General features: G+C 52.8%; 14 protein-coding genes and 1 tRNA gene. 10 read left to right on the forward strand and 5 right to left on the reverse strand.

Features of this window, described 5'->3' with window-relative positions:
* Positions 1–143 precede the first annotated feature (143 nt).
* A tRNA-Arg gene (locus tag MBOO_RS06270) sits at positions 144–215 on the reverse strand.
* Between the two features lie 132 nt (positions 216–347).
* A complete protein-coding gene (locus MBOO_RS06275) occupies positions 348–1112 on the reverse strand; it encodes a hypothetical protein (protein ID WP_157677617.1) in 765 nt (254 codons plus the stop codon).
* Positions 1113–1414: 302 nt separating this feature from the next.
* Here MBOO_RS06275 and ilvD point away from each other — a divergent pair, with 302 nt between their 5' ends.
* Positions 1415–3067 (forward strand): dihydroxy-acid dehydratase, encoded by a 1653-nt coding sequence (gene ilvD / locus MBOO_RS06280; protein WP_012106752.1) that lies wholly within the window; start codon positions 1415–1417, stop codon positions 3065–3067.
* A gap of 76 nt (positions 3068–3143) precedes the next feature.
* Here the strand turns inward: ilvD and MBOO_RS06285 are convergent, their stop codons facing one another.
* Entirely contained in the window at positions 3144–3848 is a 705-nt protein-coding gene (locus tag MBOO_RS06285) for a DUF4013 domain-containing protein (RefSeq protein WP_012106753.1), read from the reverse strand.
* Between the two features lie 138 nt (positions 3849–3986).
* Positions 3987–5474, reverse strand: a complete 1488-nt coding sequence (purH, locus tag MBOO_RS06290; RefSeq protein ID WP_048068637.1) for a bifunctional phosphoribosylaminoimidazolecarboxamide formyltransferase/IMP cyclohydrolase — start codon at positions 5472–5474, stop codon at positions 3987–3989.
* A gap of 439 nt (positions 5475–5913) precedes the next feature.
* Between purH and MBOO_RS06300 the strand changes: the two genes are divergently transcribed.
* From MBOO_RS06300 to MBOO_RS06335, 8 genes are all read left to right on the forward strand, one after another.
* On the forward strand, positions 5914–6456 hold the full coding sequence (locus tag MBOO_RS06300) for a nucleotide exchange factor GrpE (protein ID WP_012106755.1): 543 nt from the start codon (positions 5914–5916) through the stop codon (positions 6454–6456).
* A gap of 36 nt (positions 6457–6492) precedes the next feature.
* Positions 6493–8355 carry a molecular chaperone DnaK gene (gene dnaK, locus MBOO_RS06305; protein ID WP_012106756.1) on the forward strand — a complete coding sequence of 621 codons (1863 nt, stop codon included), beginning with the start codon at positions 6493–6495 and terminating at the stop codon, positions 8353–8355.
* A 103-nt stretch (positions 8356–8458) separates the two neighbouring features.
* A complete protein-coding gene (gene dnaJ, locus MBOO_RS06310; RefSeq protein ID WP_012106757.1) occupies positions 8459–9580 on the forward strand; it encodes a molecular chaperone DnaJ in 1122 nt (373 codons plus the stop codon).
* Between the two features lie 166 nt (positions 9581–9746).
* A complete protein-coding gene (locus MBOO_RS06315) occupies positions 9747–12365 on the forward strand; it encodes an oligosaccharyl transferase, archaeosortase A system-associated (RefSeq protein WP_012106758.1) in 2619 nt (872 codons plus the stop codon).
* A gap of 138 nt (positions 12366–12503) precedes the next feature.
* A complete protein-coding gene (locus MBOO_RS06320) occupies positions 12504–13472 on the forward strand; it encodes a TRM11 family SAM-dependent methyltransferase (protein ID WP_012106759.1) in 969 nt (322 codons plus the stop codon).
* Positions 13473–13527: 55 nt separating this feature from the next.
* Positions 13528–14241, forward strand: a complete 714-nt coding sequence (locus MBOO_RS06325; protein ID WP_012106760.1) for a tetratricopeptide repeat protein — start codon at positions 13528–13530, stop codon at positions 14239–14241.
* A 107-nt stretch (positions 14242–14348) separates the two neighbouring features.
* Positions 14349–15722, forward strand: coding sequence for a 2'-5' RNA ligase family protein (locus tag MBOO_RS13035; protein ID WP_052291897.1), 1374 nt, complete (start codon positions 14349–14351; stop codon positions 15720–15722).
* 69 nt (positions 15723–15791) lie between these two features.
* Entirely contained in the window at positions 15792–16268 is a 477-nt protein-coding gene (locus MBOO_RS06335; RefSeq protein WP_012106762.1) for a pyridoxamine 5'-phosphate oxidase family protein, read from the forward strand.
* 23 nt (positions 16269–16291) lie between these two features.
* Here MBOO_RS06335 and MBOO_RS06340 read toward each other — a convergent pair whose 3' ends face one another.
* Positions 16292–18439: a thioredoxin domain-containing protein gene (locus tag MBOO_RS06340; RefSeq protein WP_232385639.1), complete on the reverse strand. Its 2148-nt coding sequence runs from the start codon at positions 18437–18439 to the stop codon at positions 16292–16294.
* A gap of 93 nt (positions 18440–18532) precedes the next feature.
* On the opposite strand from MBOO_RS06340, the gene MBOO_RS06345 reads away from it, so the two are divergent.
* Positions 18533–19273, forward strand: a complete 741-nt coding sequence (locus tag MBOO_RS06345) for a metalloprotease family protein (RefSeq protein ID WP_012106764.1) — start codon at positions 18533–18535, stop codon at positions 19271–19273.
* The last annotated feature ends 44 nt before the right edge of the window (positions 19274–19317 follow it).

The following is a 19317-nucleotide window of genomic DNA, read 5'->3' on the forward strand; positions in this document are numbered from 1 at the left end:
ATTTTTTTTTGATTTGTTGAATCCTTATCCCGGGATAATTCTATCGCTTAAAGGATCTTTTCTGACAATTATTTCGAAAAGTCGTGTCAAATGTCATGAAATGGCTATCTCTCTGATACAGAGAGTTATTTCGAAAAGTGAAGCGCCCCGGCCGGGACTTGAACCCGGGTCAAAAGCTCCGCAGGCTTCTAGGATGTCCACTACCCCACCGGGACGTGTGTGTTTTTGGGTGCCTGCCTTACTTACATCGTTTTCATCGCTTAAATATCTCACCGTTTACCGGGTGAGAGCGTCAGTTACCGCAGAAACCAGCTGACATTTCATCAAAAAAAGATTAATTTGCAGTATCAATCGTTGGGCGTCTGCACGTTTACCGGCGTCCACGTAGGGGTAGCAGTGGTCGTTGCCACAGGGATATAGTTCTGGCGCTGACCGTTCCAGTACTGGCATTGGGTAAATGTCTGGTTTTGCGGATCATCAAAATTGCCCACGGGTTTGACCCAGATCCCGGTCGTGGCGGTAATGTTGTTTCCGGTCATCTGGACGAGAAGATCCCCGGAATTCAGGATAGGTCCAAGCGTAGCATTTTGATAAACAGAGAGATTTGAGATACCCGGTGCTTTCCCAAATCCCGCCTGGTAATCAAGATTCCCGGTTGATTTATCCAAAACGCTGATCTGGAACCATGAGTAAGGTGCATAATCGGAGTACTGCAGGGTAACCCATTGATCTCCACTACTACCTCCCTGATTTACCTGGACAACCTTAGTGACCGTGATGTTGAACGGAACTACGGAGTAGGTGATATACATGGGGGGAGTTTTTAGATCGAATGCGACCGCGGTTGAATTATAAGAGAAATACTGTGTATTCTGGTAGATCTGGCATGAAAGATCTGCGGCGATAGGTGTCGGCGTGGCATAGGGATTGCTGTATCCTGATCCAGTACCCTGGAGTGCTGCACTGGTGGTTACAAATGGTGTTGCTGCTGTCACATACGCAGGAGTTGCAGCAGTCTCTTCCGTGCTTGTTTCGGTTACAACAGAATTTCCTCCCGATGTCGACCCGGATGAACTTTTCGGAGGGGTAACGCACCCGGCGACAAGGAGCATGAATACGATCCCCACTACCAATATTGCACAATGTAATCGCTTAGTCATTACAGATGTGTACATTTTTTTCTGATATTTAAGTATGCTTAAAAAAAATGAGTAAGTCAGTATTGCGGCACAATGTGAGACCGGGTATTGGATGGCGCAAAGGAAGGACAGGCCAATTGCAAATATTGAATTTTGCCGGTTAAGAAAAACCGGTCGGTTCCCCGGCTCCATCATTTCACCGGGCGTTTGCCGGGCAGATTATCTGGTGTGCATGGCAACAGATTCATGCCTCCAGCAGAGTAACCATTAAAATAATGACAGATCTGCGAAGCGACACCATACGGAAAGGGTACGAGCGGGCTCCGAATCGTTCTCTCCTGCGCTCGCTGGGAGTTACGGATCGGGAGATAGAACTCCCGTTTATCGGTATTGCCAATGCATTCAATACCATCGTGCCGGGTCATACGCACCTGCGTCAGCTTTCAGATAAGGTAAAAGAGGGAATTGCCGCGGCCGGGGGCGTCCCCTTTGAATTTGGCGTGATCGGCATTTGCGATGGGATCGCGATGGGACATGAAGGGATGCGGTACTCCCTTCCCTCCCGTGAAAATATCGCTGACTCCATTGAGCTCATGGTACAGGCCCACCGGTTCGACGGTCTTGTGTGTGTGGGTACCTGCGACAAGATTGTTCCCGGCATGCTCATGGCTGCCGTCAGGACCAATATTCCGACGATCGTTGTCACCGGCGGAGCAATGCTTCCCGGCAGTAGCGGGGGTAAAGATCTTTCACTCATTGATGTTTTCGAAGGAGTGGGAAAGGTTGCTGCCGGTACCATGGAAGAAGATGCCCTTAAGGAACTGGAATGCTGCGCCATGCCCGGCTGCGGGAGCTGCCAGGGGCTCTACACGGCAAACACCATGGCCTGCATGACCGAGACTATGGGCATGTCCCTGCCAGGCTGTGCAGCTGTTCCTGCCGTGGAGGCGGCAAAACTGCGGATCGCCCGGGAGAGTGGCGAAGCAATCATTCCCCTGGTAAAGAAAAACAGTACTGCCCGGGATATCGTGACCAAGAAGAGCCTGGAAAACGCAATCCGCGTGGATATGGCATTAGGAGGATCAACCAATACCGTACTGCACCTTATGGCGATTGCAACCGAGGCTGAGATCCCTCTCTCTCTTGCAGACTTCAACCGCATCGCAGATGAGATCCCGCATATCTGCCACATGCTTCCGGCTGGCCCCTACTCTATGCAGGCACTTTACAGGGCCGGTGGTATACCTGCTGTACTTAAGAGGCTGGAAAAACATCTTGACGACTGTCCGACCGTTTCCGGTCTGTCTCTTTACCAGGTTGCACGGAATGCAATGATCAAAAACGAGCAGGTAATAAGATCCCTGGATGCCCCGGTAAGTCCGGCCGGTGGGCTTCGCATACTCTTTGGTTCGCTTGCTCCCGATGGCGCCGTGGTCAAATCTGCCGCTGTTCCAAAAGAGATCTGGAAACATACCGGACCCGCCCGGGTCTTCGAGTCCGAGGAGCCTGCAATGGCAGCAATCCTTTCCCGGCAGATCCATGAAGGTGATGCGGTGATCATCAGGAATGAGGGGCCTCGTGGTGGGCCGGGGATGCCCGAGATGCTTTCTGCAACCTCGGCACTTATGGGTGTGGGCTATAAAAACGTAGTCCTGATCACTGACGGCCGGTTCTCTGGCGGAACCAGAGGGCCCTGTATCGGGCATGTTGCACCTGAGGCTGCTGTCGGTGGCCCGATTGCATTGGTGCAGGATGGCGACCGGATTGCCGTGGACCTGTTTATGCGGACCATTGACCTGCTGGTGGATCCAGAAGTCCTCACGTCCCGCAAGGCCGCATGGAAACCGGTGATGCGGCCGGTGACCGGTGTCCTTGCCCGCTATGCAAAGACCGTCGGGCAGGCAAACCTTGGTGCGGTGCTGAGATAACCGTTCTTCAACATCATTTTTTCCCGCATTTTATCAAGAACTTATTAAAAAAAGTGACGTGGGTTCTGCCGGATAATTATTGACCGGCTGAAGGTCCGGCAACTTCCGCGCTATCGTAGATCTGCGTGAGATACCGCGCTTCAAAGACTGCAAGAAGAGGCAGTACGATCAGCAGGAGGAGTGCCCCGATAACAATTCCGACAAGTGGAAGCGCAAACGTCAGTCCCAGTACGACAATCCAGAGGATGAGTGCCGGTATCCCGACTACAATAGCTACAACAATAAGTGCGAGGATGTATGTCAGCCAGCCAATCTTTTTTATGGTGGCCGTAATCTCCCTGAAATTGAATGCCTCCCCAAAGGAACCGGTCCGTGCGAACCGGATGATGCCGATTGGTGAGATAATGGCGACAAGAATGGCTACAATGATCAGGATTATTGCAAGGATTCCCGCACCTGCCATACCCGCGATCGCAGCGGTCGGGTTCTCCGTCATCGTTGTTGCAAATGTCGCCCCTATCGTGAGAAATTCAAGGATGATCACCGGTATTGCATAGATGAGTCCGACAATACAGAGAAGAATCCCGTCAACCAGTAGTTTTATCCAGTTTTCCACCTCGGGTGCGGGATTTGTCCCCCGGTAAACGTTCATAATATACCCCATAAGGGGCAGGGTCAGGATCAGTGTGGCAATCATGAGCAGCAGCCACTTGTTAACCTTGTCAATGATGCCTTCCTTCACATAGGTATAGGAATTCCCGATCAACATACCGTAGTCCATTTCATTCACCAGTGCACTTCGTGCGAAACCAACCGCGACACTATCGCGCCACAAATGGTTTAATTAGTTTCTGACGACTTCGCAGAATATATAATTATCCAAAAATCTGGCTTAAAATAGAAAAATACGGGATTATATTTAGTGTCTGAAATATCTTACACCGGTAAAGACCATCGCCACATTCAGCCGGTTTGCGGCTTTGATAACCTCGTCGTCCCGGATAGATCCGCCCGGCTGCACAAGTGCGGTTGCTCCGGCCTTTGCCGCCACTTCCAGCGTATCGGGGAAGGGGAGGAAGGCATCGGAAGCTACAGCGGATCCCGCAAGTGGTGCACAGGCTTTTTCAATGGCAATCTTTGCCGAATCGACCCGGCTCATCTGCCCGGCACCTATACCCAGCGTGCGTTTCTGATCGGCAAAGATGATCGTATTGCTCTTGGTGTGCTTGCAGACTTTCCAGGCGATCCTGAGTGCGGACATTTCATCGGTCGTCGGGTCGCGATCAGTAATGACCTGCCAGTTCTCCTGGTATGCCGGTGTCCGCTGTACCAGGACCCCGCCGTCAATGGTGCGGACTTCATCGGATGTATTCCTCTCGGGAAGGATGAGCACCCGCATATTCTCTTTTTTCCTCATTGCTTCGACAGCATCCCGGGTAAAAGACGGGGCTGCCACGACTTCAACAAACGTTGAGTCAATGGCCTCGGCCAGTTTTTTATCGACTTCGCGGTTCAGGGAGACCACGGATCCATAAGCAGATACGGGATCGACATCCCGGGCAGACAGGTATGCTTCGAGAATATCCGTCCCTACAGAGACACCGCAGGGATTGTTGTGCTTCACGATGACTGCCGTGGGTTCTTCGAATTCTGCCAGAAGCGCCGTGCCGGCATTGACATCCAGATAATTGTTGTACGACATCTGTTTGCCCTGCAGGGGCTCTGCACCTGCAATGCCGGTGGTGCCGTACACGGCTGCCTGCTGGTGAGGATTCTCTCCGTACCGCAGCATCCGGCCGTTTGTGAACTGGAGGGTGAGGATGGGCGGGAACGTGTTGTCAAGGTTTGAAAGATGGTTGCTGATTGCGGCATCGTATGCTGCAGTCCGGGCAAATGCCTTTTTTGCAAAAATAAGCCGCTGCTCATGGGAAAACCCGACATTGCTGCTGAGGGTTTTAACAACTTCCGGGTAATCCGAGGGATCCACTACAACGGCAACATCCTTAAAATTTTTTGCTGCTGCCCGGATCATGGCCGGACCCCCTACATCGATATATTCTATCAGTTTTTCAAGAGGCAGGGACTCGCGGGACATCCGTTCAAACGGGTAGAGATTCACGACCAGGAGACCGATCCGGTTGATCCCGTACTTTGCCATGATCGCGTCGTCGATTTGGCGTCTCCCGAGCAATCCCCCATGTACCTTGGGATGGAGGGTTTTGACCCGGCCATCCATCATCTCGGGGAAGCCGGTATATCTGGATACCTCAGTAAACGGGATGCCCGCCCCGGCAAGTGCCGTCCCGGTTCCCCCGGAGCTCATAATACTGAAATTGTGTTGAATTAGTGCCTGTGCCAGATCCACAATCCCGGTCTTGTCCCAGACTGAAAGAAGCGCCCATTTCATGATTGTATATACGCACAGAAAGGACAAAAAAGATGTGTTAGTCCGGCAACTCCGATTCAAAACTGCCTTTTTACCCTGGCCGGGATCCATCCGGGCAGACCCCCGCTGCATTCCCGGCAGGTTTTTCCAGCAGGTGCTGGTGCGAAGAATAAGACTGTTTTCTCCAGAAATTCCCCCTGGTAAGAGGAAACCGGCAGTATCTTTTTGATCCATTTTCTGACAGGAAGCCGGTGCAAAAAACTATGTCAGATGCTCTGGCGACTATGGGGAAATACTCCGCGGTTCCGAAAGGCAGTCAAGGCCGGTCCGGATCGGATAAACCGGATGCAGTTTCCCTCTTAAATTTCCGTTTGCACCCTGTCAACAGTCATTGTGCCGTACTTATTATTTATATAGAACCACAATTCAATAGATAATGGAACATCGAATGGGATGTGCTATGGAAGATCACGATACCACCCCTGTGCCGGAGACCCCGGCCGCAGAGCCGGAGACATCGGTACCCTCTCCGCCCGGGCAGAACGATGAACTTGCCGGGCAGAAGAAGCGGTACGCAGAGCTCAATGACCGGTACCTCAGGCTTGCAGCGGACTTCGACAATTACCGGAAGCGGATCGCACGGGACCATGAAACCCAGGTTCAGCTGGCAAACGAACGGTTTGCCGTTGATATCCTGGAGATTGCAGACAATCTGGACCGTGCACTCAAAGCCGATGAGGATCATCTCCGCACAGGTGTTGACCAGATCCGCCAGCTGCTTGCCGGAGTGCTTGCACGACATGGTATCACACCCATAGATGCACAAAAAATTTCATTTGATCCCGGGGTCCACGAGGCTGTCGCACATATTCCTTCCGATGAGAAGGAAGGAACGGTCATCGACGTGGTTTCTCCGGGGTACCGGATGCATAACAAGGTAATCCGGTATGCAAAGGTTGCAGTTTCGAAAGGAAACCCTTCAAACGAGGAAACAAGCGTCTGAATAACTACAGTAACCAATTAGGAGGATTGAATCAAAATGGCAAACGAGAAAATTCTGGGTATCGACCTTGGGACTACCTTCTCCTGCATGTCGATTATGGAGGCAGGCAAACCCATTGTAATCCCCAACAGTGAAGGAGCGCGGACAACCCCGTCCGTTGTCGCGTTTACCAAGGAAGGAGAACGCCTTGTCGGGAGCCTTGCAAAACGCCAGGCGGTAACCAACCCCCAGCGGACGATCCAGTCGATCAAGCGGAAGATGGGAACACCTGAAAAAGTAAAAATCGGCGATAAGGAATACACTCCCCAGGAAATTTCCGCAATGATCCTCCAGAAACTCAAGGTTGATGCAGAGGCGTATCTTGGGGAGAAGATCGCAAAGGCAGTCATCACGGTCCCGGCATATTTCAATGATGCGCAGCGGCAGGCCACAAAAGATGCCGGAAAGATTGCCGGCCTTGAAGTCCTGCGTATCATCAACGAGCCGACCGCAAGCGCCCTTGCCTACGGAATAGACAAGGAACAGGATGTTACCGTTCTTGTCTATGACCTTGGTGGCGGCACGTTCGATGTATCCATTCTCACTCTGGGCGACGGGGTATTTGAAGTAAAATCTACTGCGGGAAATAATCACCTCGGCGGAGATGATTTTGATAAGCTTATCACCGACTACCTGGTTGAGGAATTCAAAAAGAAGGAGGGCATCGATCTCAAAAATGATATCTATGCCATGCAGCGCCTGCGTGATGCGTCGGAGAATGCAAAGATTGAACTCTCCCAGCGCCAGACCACGAACATCAACCTGCCCTATATCACAACCGATGCAACAGGACCAAAATTCCTCAATATAGATCTTACCCGGGCAAAACTGGAACAGCTCATCGGAGATCTCGTCACCTCAACGGAGGGACCGGTCAAGCAGGCATTGAGCGATGCAAAACTTGAGCCAAAGGATATCGACCATGTCCTTCTTGTCGGCGGATCAACCCGTGTCCCGCTGGTACAGGATACTGTAAGGAAACTGCTGGGAAAAGAACCGGATAAAGGACTTAACCCGGATGAATGCGTTGCGCTTGGCGCGGCAATCCAGGGGGCAGTACTGACCGGGGAGACTAAAGACATTGTACTTCTTGACGTGACTCCGCTCACGCTGGGGATTGAGACGCTTGGGGGTATTGCTACAAAGCTCATCGAGCGAAACACCACCATTCCCACAAGAAAGAGCCAGATCTTTTCAACTGCAGCTGATGGGCAGACCAGTGTCGAGATCCATGTTGTGCAGGGCGAGCGGGCGCTTGCAAAAGACAACTTCACGCTGGGTAAGTTCCAGCTGACCGGTATCCCTCCGGCCCCCCGGGGGATCCCGCAGATCGAAGTTACTTTCGATATTGACTCTAACGGTATCATCCACGTCTCGGCAAAGGATCTCGGGACCGGCAACGAACAGGCAATTTCCATTAAAGGCGACAAGAAACTCTCCGATGAAGAGATCAAGAAAATGATGGATGCGGCCAAACAGTTCGAGGCGGAAGACAAGAAAAAACGCGACGAGATTGAGGTTCGCAACCAGGCAGATACCGCAGTCTTTACCGCAGAAAAGATGCTCAAGGAGAGCGGCGACAAGCTCGATGCTGCCGACAAACAGAAAGTAGAAGAGGGTGTTACTGCGGTAAAGGCTGCTCTTGGCGGGGACAACCCGGATGAGATCAAGAAATCCATGGAGACCCTGACCGAAGCCGTGTATGCAGCAACTACCAAGATCTACCAGAAGATGCAGGCCGAGCAGGCCGCCTCCCAGCAGGAAGCCCCGGCTGGCGGTGCAGGCCCCGATCCATCCGCTGAACCAAAGAAGACTGACGATAACGTAGTTAACGCAGATTACAAAGTCAAAGACGAGTGAATATCCATGGTCTCGGGCGATTACTCTGAAAATCGCGCTTACGACACGCAGAGTATTAACGGGAAGAGCATGAGTATATAAAGGAATTAATCTGTGGTGTAGCATGGGCGATTACTATGAGACCCTCGGTGTACCGAGGATGGCCGACGAGAAGGAGATCCAGAAAGCCTACCGCAATCTCGCCCGGAAGTACCACCCGGATGTCTGCAAGGATCCGGGAGCAGAAGAAAAGTTCAAGTCCATCAACGAGGCGTATAGCGTTCTCTCCGATTCCCAGAAACGGGCCCAGTACGACAATATGGGCCATGAGACCTTTACCAATGCCTCAAAGGGGTCCTACACCGGCGCTGGCGGGTATGGCGGAGGTTTCTCCTCCGATTTCTCGGGGTTCGGTGACATTTTTGATTTCTTTGGCGGCGGAGGACAGCGCAGATCGGGCCCTCAGCCCGGTGCCGATCTTCTGATGCGCCTGCAGATCACGCTTGAAGAGGCAGTGGCGGGCACCGACCGGGAGATCGAAGTCCTGCACAGCGAGGCCTGCCCTGCCTGTGGAGGATCCGGGAGCGAGACTAAAAAGACCAATGTCTGCCCCCGGTGTGGCGGGAGCGGGCAGATGCGCCAGACCCAGCAGTCTGTGTTTGGCCAGTTTGTCCGGATGATGCCCTGTACCATGTGCGGCGGCCGGGGCAAGATCCCCGAACGGCCGTGCCGTGATTGCCATGGCTCCGGTCATACCCGCGTGAAACGCAAGGTCTCTGTCCATATCCCGGCGGGCGTGGATAGCGGGATGCGCCTGCGGATGGAGGGTTACGGTGAAGCGGGGGATTACGGAGCTCCCAACGGCGATCTTTTTATCGAGATGTTTGTACTCCCTCACAAACGCTTCGAGCGCACCGGGGACAATCTTGAAACGATCATTGAGATCTCGCCAGCCCTTGCCGTGCTTGGGACAACTGTCGAGATTGAAACAATTGACAACCGGCACATTGACCTGAAGATCCCGGCGGGTATCCAGTACAACACTGCGCTGCGGATCGCCGGCGAAGGCGTCAAGAGACGCGGCAAGCATGGTGATCTCCTTGTCCGGGTAAAGGTTGTTACTCCTAAGAACATATCCGGAGAGGCTAAGGAACTCTACCAGAAACTTGCCGAACTTGAAGGGGGTAACGACAAGCCTGGAGGAATCTTCTCCGGCATCATGGGAAAGAAAAAAGGAAAGAAATAATTTTTTTTATCTCTTTTTTCCACTAGTCAGAATGCTATTTCTCCTCCCCGTCCCGATGCTGGACTGACAGTCGGGGATCCATTACGGCGGACAAGGTCTTACCAGACAGGATCAGTCTTATCCGTCCGGAAACTAAGAAATTCCCGGAACTGTAGTGGTGAATCCCATGGACCTGTTCAACAACCCGAAACACCGGACCTATTTCATCCTTGCACTTCTGGTCATATCCGCCCTCTTTATGTTCTGGCTGCGGATCTTACCCTTACTCAATCTGGGTAACGGTGATGTTTTCTCGCTCGTGCAGCCCGATGACCCGATGTATGCACTCCGCCAGATTGATCTGACCCTCGCAAACTTCCCTAATTATGCATGGTTTGATCCCATGACCCAGTACCCGGTTGGATCAACGGTCTACTGGGGCCCGCTCCTGACGTACCTGTGCTCCTTTGCAGCAATCCTTGTCCATGCCACCACACCGACACAGGTCATCACAGTCTCCCTCTTTATCCCGGTTCTTGAAGCCGTAGCCATGGTCTTTGTCATGTACTGGCTGGGCAAAACGGTGGCAGACTGGAAGACCGGCCTGTTTGCTGCATTTATGATCGCTTCTATCTCGGGGCAGTTCTTCTTCCGCTCCATGTACGGTTCCCTATACCACCATATCGGGGAGACTCTCTTTAGTGCCCTATTCTGCCTGCTCTACCTCTATACCCTGCTCCGGGCCAAAAAGACTACAATCGTTCTTTCGGATATTACCACCTATAAAGAGATCCTGTTCTTTGCTGCGCTTTCCGGCATCGCGTTCTTTGTTGGGGTTCTCAACATCGAGACCATGATCGTTTTTGCACTGATTGTTGCGGTCTTTACCTTTGTCCAGGCCGTGGTCAATCACCATCGATCCATCCCGAACCTGTACCTTGCACTGGTCAACACGGTGACATTTGGTGTTGTTATTATCGGCCTTCTCCTGTTTGGCTTCAAACAGCCGGGTCTTGACCTTTCCCGGTATACGGCTGGCCCGGTCCTTGCCTATTTCCTGCTGATCGCAGCTACCCTCTTTTTGTTCCTCTGGTCAGATTATCTCAAGGACCGGAAAAAATACTATTATCTTGCATCACTAGCCGCAATTGCAATCCTTTTCTCAGCAATCCTCGCGATCCTGTACCCGGCACTTTTCTCGGAATTTACCAACGGGCTTGCCGGGTTCTTTGGCCAGGCACCGATCATCTCCACGGTTGAAGAGGATATTCCCTGGACCCTGGCACGGGCATGGTCCACGTTCAACTTCGGCCTGATCCTGGCGACCGGCGGCATCCTTCTCCTGATCTGGCAGACTTACGAAAAGGAGGAGCAGGGTGAAGTATTCATCCTTATCTGGTCCATTGCCATGCTGGTCTGCACCATCCAGCGGATTAAATATGAATACTACTTTGCGGTAAACGTAGCCCTTCTCTCAGCGATATGCCTGGGATGCGCATGGGACTACGGGGCCAGGCCGGTGTTCTCCCGCCTGGGACTTTCATCTGGCACTACTGCTCCGGGAGAGAGGGACAGTAGTGCACCCGAAGGGGTGGCTGGCGGGGACCGGCAGAAAAAAGGAAAAGGCAAAGGTGCAAAAGCAAAACGCGAGATCCGCCACGAGAATGACATACCGGCAATGGTGATCTTTTCCGGCACTGTGATCCTTGCAGCGCTGTTCATCATCTTTTCAGCAACAGCAAACTATACTGCGGCTTCTAGCGATACCCAGGCACTTAACCCGGACTGGCAGGAGGCACTTGTATGGATGGCAAACAACACTCCTGATACCGGGGTAAACTATTATGCCATCTATGACAAGGATACGTTTGCCTACCCCAACACCTCCTATGGCGTGATGTCCTGGTGGGATTATGGCCACCTGATCACGTATATCGCGCATCGGATCCCCAATGCAAATCCGTTCCAGGCAGGAGTAACCGGGCCGGACGGATCCGCGGCCTTTTTCATGGCCCCGTCGGAATCTGTTGCTGACACAATCCTGGACCATGATGGGACAAAATACGTGATCACCGATGTCGAGATGGATACCGGCAAGTTCTATGCAATGGCCACGTGGTATAGTCTTTACAATACCAGTTCATCGTACGGATCCTATCAGACCTCCTTAATGATGCCCGATCCCTCAAACCCCTCCACCTACCAGTCCGTGATGCTCAACGCGCCTGCATATTATTCCACCATGATCTCGCGGCTCCATAACTACGATGGATCCATGGCTGCAGCAAGCTCTGCCTATTATGTTGAATACGCAGATCCCTCAGTCTCCCAGACTTCACTACCTGCCATCGTGGATGTAAAAGAGATGAATGCATCCGATGCGCTTGCCGCTGCTGCCCAGTACAACCAGCAGGCCCGGGCCGGGTACCATGCGGCTGCGCTTAACCTGGACTTCTCATCGCCAATTACAGATATTCCGGCACTGCAACACTACCGGCTTGTCCACGAATCACCCACATCAGTAACAAGCACCAATACAACAGATATCCGCTATGTAAAGATCTTTGAATACGTCAAGGGGGCCCGTATTAAAGGATCCGGGATTATCGAGATTCCTCTGGTCACAAACCAGGGCAGGAATTTCACGTACAGCCAGGAAAGCATAAACGGGGAATTTATTGTTCCTTATTCAACTACCGGTGATGCCTCCGGAGTACATGCAACCGGTCCCTATCAGATTGAGGGAACAAGTACCACATTTGAAGTTCCGGAGAATGCCGTCGAACAGGGACTTACCATTAACTAATTTTTCTTTGGTTTTTTTTGCATCAGTTTCCTAAGTGGTGCTTCCGGACCTGTACCCTATGTTAGGCACGGCTGAGGAACACTCCGGATATTCCCCCGCGCACAGGTATTTCTGGGCAGCCGCCCCATACCTGTGGGAATGAAGCTCCTTTTTGAGCTCTCGGGGGAAAATCCTACCCTGCCGTGCGCCGAGCTGGAATGTGTCGGTCGTGTCCTGGAGGCCCGGCCGCAGGTTGCCGTGGCTGAATGCGCACACCCAAACAACACCCTGCGCCTGGCAATGACCCATGGGGTACTCGAATACCTTGGCGAATGTGACCCGGATCCTGCCTCATTCCGGAAACTTCTTTTGGATCTCAGTATTGTTACGGATCGACCGTTCGCCGGCCGTGCAAGGCTGGTCCATGAGGGCTGCCAGTTGAAGAATTCCTGCTCCCAGCGGGAATTCGAACGCCTGATCGGCACCATGATCAACGGACCGGTCCAGCTGGTTAATCCTGTTGAGGAATACCGTGCGATCCTCTCGCAGGACCGGTGCTATTTTGGAAGGGTGTTGTACCGGATTGATCGCGGGGCATATGATGCCCGGAACCCCGGTAAGAGGGAATTTTTCCACCCCGGTGTCATGATGCCCCGTATGGCACGGACACTGGTCAACCTCTCGCTTTGCGGTTCCGGGGCAATCCTGCTTGATCCGTTCTGCGGGACCGGAGGTATCCTGATTGAGGCAGAGATACTCTCTATGAATGCAATTGGCAGTGACTTTGACCCCATGATGATCCGGGGAAGTGCCGGTAATGTGAGCTCAAGTACCCTCCTTCTTGCTGATACCACCAGCCTGCCGGTGCGTGATCGTTCGGTGGATGCGGTTGTGACGGATTTCCCGTACGGCCAGTCCGTCTGCATCAAAAAAGCGGATACCATGGAGCGCCTGTACTATGATGCGCTCGGTGAGATCAATCGTATTTTAAAACCGGGTGCCCGGGCGGTTGTTGTGACACACCGCGATATTTCCTGCATTGCCGTGCAGCATATGGCTGTGCTCCAGCATCATACCCAGCGGGTACACAAAAGTCTTACCCGGCATATCCTTGTGCTGGGGAAATGAGAGACGGGGGCAAAGCAATTCTTATCTGGGAATTCTGTCTTATATATACGGTAGTATGAGAACCCGATCCCTTGTGTGTATTCTTTTCCTTCTTGCAGTCTGCACTGTTATTGTTCCCCCGGCATTATCAGATCCGACCGATGCGGCAGGATGGTATGCGGCCGGGCAGAGCCTGACTGCTGCCGGGAATTACACCCAGGCCCTCCAGGCATATCAGCAGGCAATTGTACTTGACCCCGGTAATGCGGAGGCATGGAATGGTGTAGCCGATGTGTTCAACCGTGCCAATAAGTACACCTCAGACCCGCTTGCCACGCTCAAACTTGCGCTTGATGCATCCAATAAATCACTTGCACTCAATGCATCATCCCCGTCGGCATGGATCAACCGGGGACAGATCCTCTATAATATCGGGTATTACTACCAGAGCCAGCTCAAGGATCAGGCCACTGCAAATACCTATTACCAGATGCAGCTGGATGCTTTCAGCCAGGCAATCAGCATTGATCCGGATAATGCCGAGGCATGGTTTAACAAAGGTTATGCTCTCTGCGGAATGGGCCGGTGTACAGAGGGTGTTGCCGCATTCCAGAAAGTTGAAACCCTGGATCCTGAGTATCCCTATCTCCAGCTCAACCTTGCCCAGGCTGAGAAACTGGCAGCCGGCGAGACGCCCTTTTATGTCCAATATGCAGCGGAGATCGTGATGGCTGCAATCGCTATTGCTGCCGCTGCCTTGTGGTATATTGCAGTCCGGAAAAAATATTAATGTGCCTTTCTTGCCGATCACTCATCTTTTTTCTACAAAGGTTTTTGGTCAGCATTTTAACTGCCTGCGGCAAATACACCGGTACTTTCGTTTGGGCGAATGTTTCCATGGGCAAAACCTACCTTGTTGAGATCCGTCTTGCCCGGACCCGGTGGCGGATCAAGGAACTCTCGCGGGCCATTACACAACAATTCGGTGTCGGGCACTACCGGGAGCGGCATCCGCATGTGACCCTGTTTGGGCCGTTCACGCTCGGGGAGTTTGTATGCGAACAGGATCTCCTTGATACGATTGCGACATGTGCTGCTCCATACGGCGCAATTCCTTTTACGATTGGTGAATGGGAACGCCGTGACGGGGTGCACGGGGGTGTTGTGGCATTTTCCATCCTGCCGTCCCCGGATTTTGTTGAACTGGCTACAGGGCTTTCCCGTGCTCTTACAAGGATTACCACCAGCCTGAATCCCTGGGATCAGGATCCCGGGCTCAAATGGTACCATGCCACCATTGCAAATCATCTTCCCCCGGGAAAGGCAGGAGCAATAATGGCGGGTCTTCCCGCAGGCACGCAATTGGCCTCTGACGATCTGTCTCCGCCGCACCCCTTTTTTTCCCCGATGAGAGCGTTTTTTGCAGCACTGTCCGGCCCGATCCGGCATTTCCTGAACCTTGAGGCAGTCCCTATCCGGCCGGTCCTGCTTGATGATGCCGGTATCAGGATTACGGTGATGCGCGAGAATGAGATTCTTGGCGAATATGACCTGATGCAGCAGAGGTGGCTTGCCCCAGAAGAGATCCCTGATGACCGATCCTGGCAGGAGAGCATGGCCCGGTACCGGGTATCTGCAGGATTTGAACGTTCCGGCCAGTTTCCTCACCCGCCCGGCAAGGTCTTCCTGATATCGGATCTTCACCTCGGTCATGCAAACATCATCAGGTATTGTTCCCGCCCGTTTGTCCCTTCAGATGTTGACGAAATGGATCGGGTTCTTGTCGCCAACTGGAATTACACCATTTCCCCGGGAGACCGGGTCTACTTCCTTGGTGATCTTCGGTACGGGAAAGGAGCACGCACCGAAAAAGAGTACAAGTCCCTCCTGAATGGCACGGTTACGTACATTGGGGGTAACCATGACCGCGACACCGGTGAGACTGTTTCTTCTGCCCGGATCGCATGCAACGGGATGGATTTCCTTCTTGTGCATGATCCCGCTGAAGCCCCTTCCGGCTATACCGGGTGGGTGATCCATGGCCACCACCACAATAATGATCTCCGCGCGTTTCCGTACATTGATCCGGAAAGAAAACAGATCAATGTCAGTGCAGAAGTGGTAGGGTACTTCCCGGTAAGCCTGCAGGAGATTTGCCGTACTCTCAAGGAAACGGTTCTTCCTTCAGGAAAATCCCTGCTCCTGCGCTACCCGTACACCGCGATTTCAAGAGATGGGACAGATGGCCGGAACGTCCAACGGGACGAATAATCCCGGATATCCGGCCCCATTTACGAAGATTTATTATCTTCCTCTCTGAATCAGGATTGGTGCGTGTGGATGGAGGTCGTGAAGATCCCGCGGATGGAAAAACAGGAATATGATCGGCTTATTGAGAAAGGGTATGTCTGCCGTATCGCATTCCAGGGGGAAAAATACCCTTATATTGCACCGTTCCTGTATGTGTTCGACGGGTCTTTTATGTATTTCCTCTCCACCAAATATGGTAAAAAACAGGAATATTTCCGGAAAAGCCCGCATGTGTCAGTAGAGATCGAAAAGTACACCAAGGATCTTTCGTCTTATACCTTTGTTACCCTCCAGGGTTATCTTGAGGAAGTCAGCGATTCCATTGAGAAAAAGATCATCCGGGAAAAATTTGTCGATCTGATTGTGGAACGCGGGCTCTCCTGCAATATCCTTGCTGCCCTTGGACATTCTACCGCAGATCCCCCGGCAAAGATTGCCGAGGAAGAGCGGTCGCTTGTCTGGAAGCTTGTTGGCGTGCGCGATCTGGTTGCCTTAAAAAACATGTAAATTTTATTGATACATACTTCCGGCTAACCTTTGTTTAGGGGCCGGTTTTTTTTATCCCGCATGGAGAGTTGATTTACCAGTTCCTGCGGATCGCTTACCGGGGGCAGACACGCCAAACCGGTACAAAGATATGCAGTTGCCTTTCCCTCATGAGGAACTTTGCCCTGTACAACCGGAAAAACTGTATCCACTTCATCGCCGGCTTTGCCCGGTGGCCGGAGCAGGATAAGCAGACCGGGGAGGTACTGCCTGCGTGCCACGGCAAGCAGGGTCTGCGTGCCGGCATTTGCTGGATCACCGGCAATCACAAGATCCTGCGTATTTCCAGTTAAGGGGGAACATGCGAGCGCTGCAAGGAACCCGGTGACCGCATGGGGTGCCCTGGAAGCAGCACCGGTGATAAACCTGGCGCACTCAAGCGCCGCTTCGTTAAATACATCATTGCCGGTGAGCCGGTAAAGAGCGGTGAGATTTTCAAAGGCGGTCGTGTTGGCTGACGGGACTGCGCCATCATACCATTCTTTTTTTTGCACCGGCAGATCCACAGCGGTATCCGCAGTAGTAAAAAATCCCCCGCCCTCTTTGTCACGGTAGTGCGTAAGGAGCAGGGCATTGATCGTAACGGCTTCTTTGATACAGGCAATGTCGGATGTTGCCTTGTAAAGTTCAATATGTGCAGCGACAAGGTGCGCATAATCATCAGCAAAACCGGGAACTGCATGTTCTCCTCCACCGGAGTGGTGCAGGATCCTGCCCTCACCATTTCTCATATTTTGCAGGAGAAACCGGAGGGTGCAGGCTGCGGCATCGGTGTATGAAGGATTTCCCAATACCCGGCCGGCCCGGGCAAGGGCAGTGCAGAAGAGGGCATTTGTGTCTGTCAGGATCTTGGTGTCACGGGCCGGTTTAGGACGCTTCTCCCGCTCGTGTGCGAGCCGGCGTAAGATACCAGCCCGGCGGGAAATAAGTTCCTGCTCTGTGATCCCAAGATTTTTCAGGAGAACCGGGTCCGGCCCGGCAGCAGAAATAATACTGGCGTGTTTTTCGGAACCGGGAAGCGGCGTCAACGAAAACAGGATGGATGCGAATGCAGCGTCCAGGCCAAGAATCCGGGCGATCTCCTCTTCTGTCCACAGGTAGTATGCCCCTTCTCCTGCCGGACTGTCAGCATCCTCGGCAGTGTAAAACCCTCCCCCGGGATCCCGTAGTTCGCGGAGTACGTAGGCAATGCATTCCTCGGCAATGGTGCGGTACCGGATCTTTCCGGTTGCAGCATACGCTTCAGTGCTGGCAAGCACAAGCATTGCCTGATCAGAGAGCATCTTCTCAAAATGCGGGACGAGCCAACGGGCATCGGTTGCATACCGGTGCATGCCGCCTCCGACATGGTCCCAGATCCCACCCTGCCTGATCGCATCCAGTGTCTGCTCTGCCATATCAAGCGCCCGGTTCTCACCTGTCATCTGCCAGTACCGGAGGAGGAATAGTATGTTATGGGGAGCCGGAAATTTCGGTGCGCGGCCAAACCCTCCATTTGCAGAATCGAACTGCGCAGCAAGTTCCCGAAAGCCTTTATCCAGCAGGTGCCGGTCCGGATCCCCTGACGGGCTTTTGTGCAAAAGGTGTGCATCAGAAAGGATCTGTTCCGCGGCTGCATACAGTTCATCACGTCTTGTTTCCCAAAGATTGGCGATAGTGATGAGAATATCCGTAAGCCCCGGCATCCCGGCCCTGCCGGTTTTGGGGAAATATGTCCCGGCAAAGAACGGTTTTTTCTCCGGTGTCATGATAATGGTAAGCGGCCAGCCCCCCTGCCCGGTCAGCTGCTGGCAGATCCCCATGTACACGCTGTCGACATCCGGGCGTTCCTCGCGGTCCACTTTGATGCAGACAAAATGTTTGTTGAGAATTCCGGCAACTTCGTTGTTCTCGAAAGATTCCCGTGCCATCACATGACACCAGTGGCAGGCAGAGTATCCTATAGAAAGGAAGAGTGGCCGGTCTTCACGTTTGGCACGGGAAAATGCCTCCCCTCCCCAGGGGTACCAATCCACCGGGTTGGACGCATGCTGGAGCAGGTACGGGCTTGTCTCACGGGCCAGACGATTGGATGACCGGCGCGTTTGCATGGTGCCTGAATTATGAGTGTCCGGGTATTCTCCGGGCTGCATACGGTTCCATCGTCCTTTGCCCATATTATCCTTTCAGAAGTGCCATAGAACCGGCGTGTGCTTTTTTACCCATAATGCCGGAAGTACAACTTAATGAGCTTCCCGATTACTCCGGCCATGGAAACATTTGCCACGGTTATCTGCGCCGGTCTTATCATCATGGGGATCTCGCACCTGCTCGATCATATCTGGGCACACTCGCTGAGGTACCCCTCATTTTATCTCATTGTCAGTGCTCCCGGGGTGATCCTCCATGAATGCGCCCATGTGATCGGCTGCCTTATTACCGGTGCAAAAATCAAAAAGGTCGTGCTACTCTCCAAAGAGGGAGGTATGGTCTCGTATTCCCCGCCAGCGATACCGGTTCTTGGGGATGTGATCATCAGTACTGCCCCTCTCTTTTTTCTCCCGCTCGTTCTTGCCGCACTCACGTGGCTCTTTGGCACCTTTGCCGATTGTTCATTTTCAACTGCCGTACCCTCGCTTGGCTCGATAGAGTCACTATATCCTCTGGTTGCGGCAATTGGAACTACGCTGTACCAGAACCTTATTGTGGCATTTAACCCGTGGTTTATTCTTTACCTGTACCTGGTCACGAGCCTTGCGCTCTCGTTTTCTCCCAGCGTGCAGGATCTTAAAAATGCCCTTACCGGCCTGGTAATCCTGGCAATAGCCGGGATATGCCTCCTTGCGCTTAACATCCCGGCAGTTACCGGGGGATTTCTCCTCCTTCTTGGCCTGATCGGTACCGGGCTTGCAATAGGTCTTGCGTTTGGCATCGTTGCGCTCCTCGTCTCCCTCCCGGCGCTACTCTTTTACCGGAGCGCTTCCTGATCCTCTACCCGCCGGGATCCGCACGATTTAATCTCAAAGCCTGA

It is taken from the genome of Methanoregula boonei 6A8 (assembly GCF_000017625.1).
Taxonomy (GTDB): domain Archaea; phylum Halobacteriota; class Methanomicrobia; order Methanomicrobiales; family Methanospirillaceae; genus Methanoregula; species Methanoregula boonei.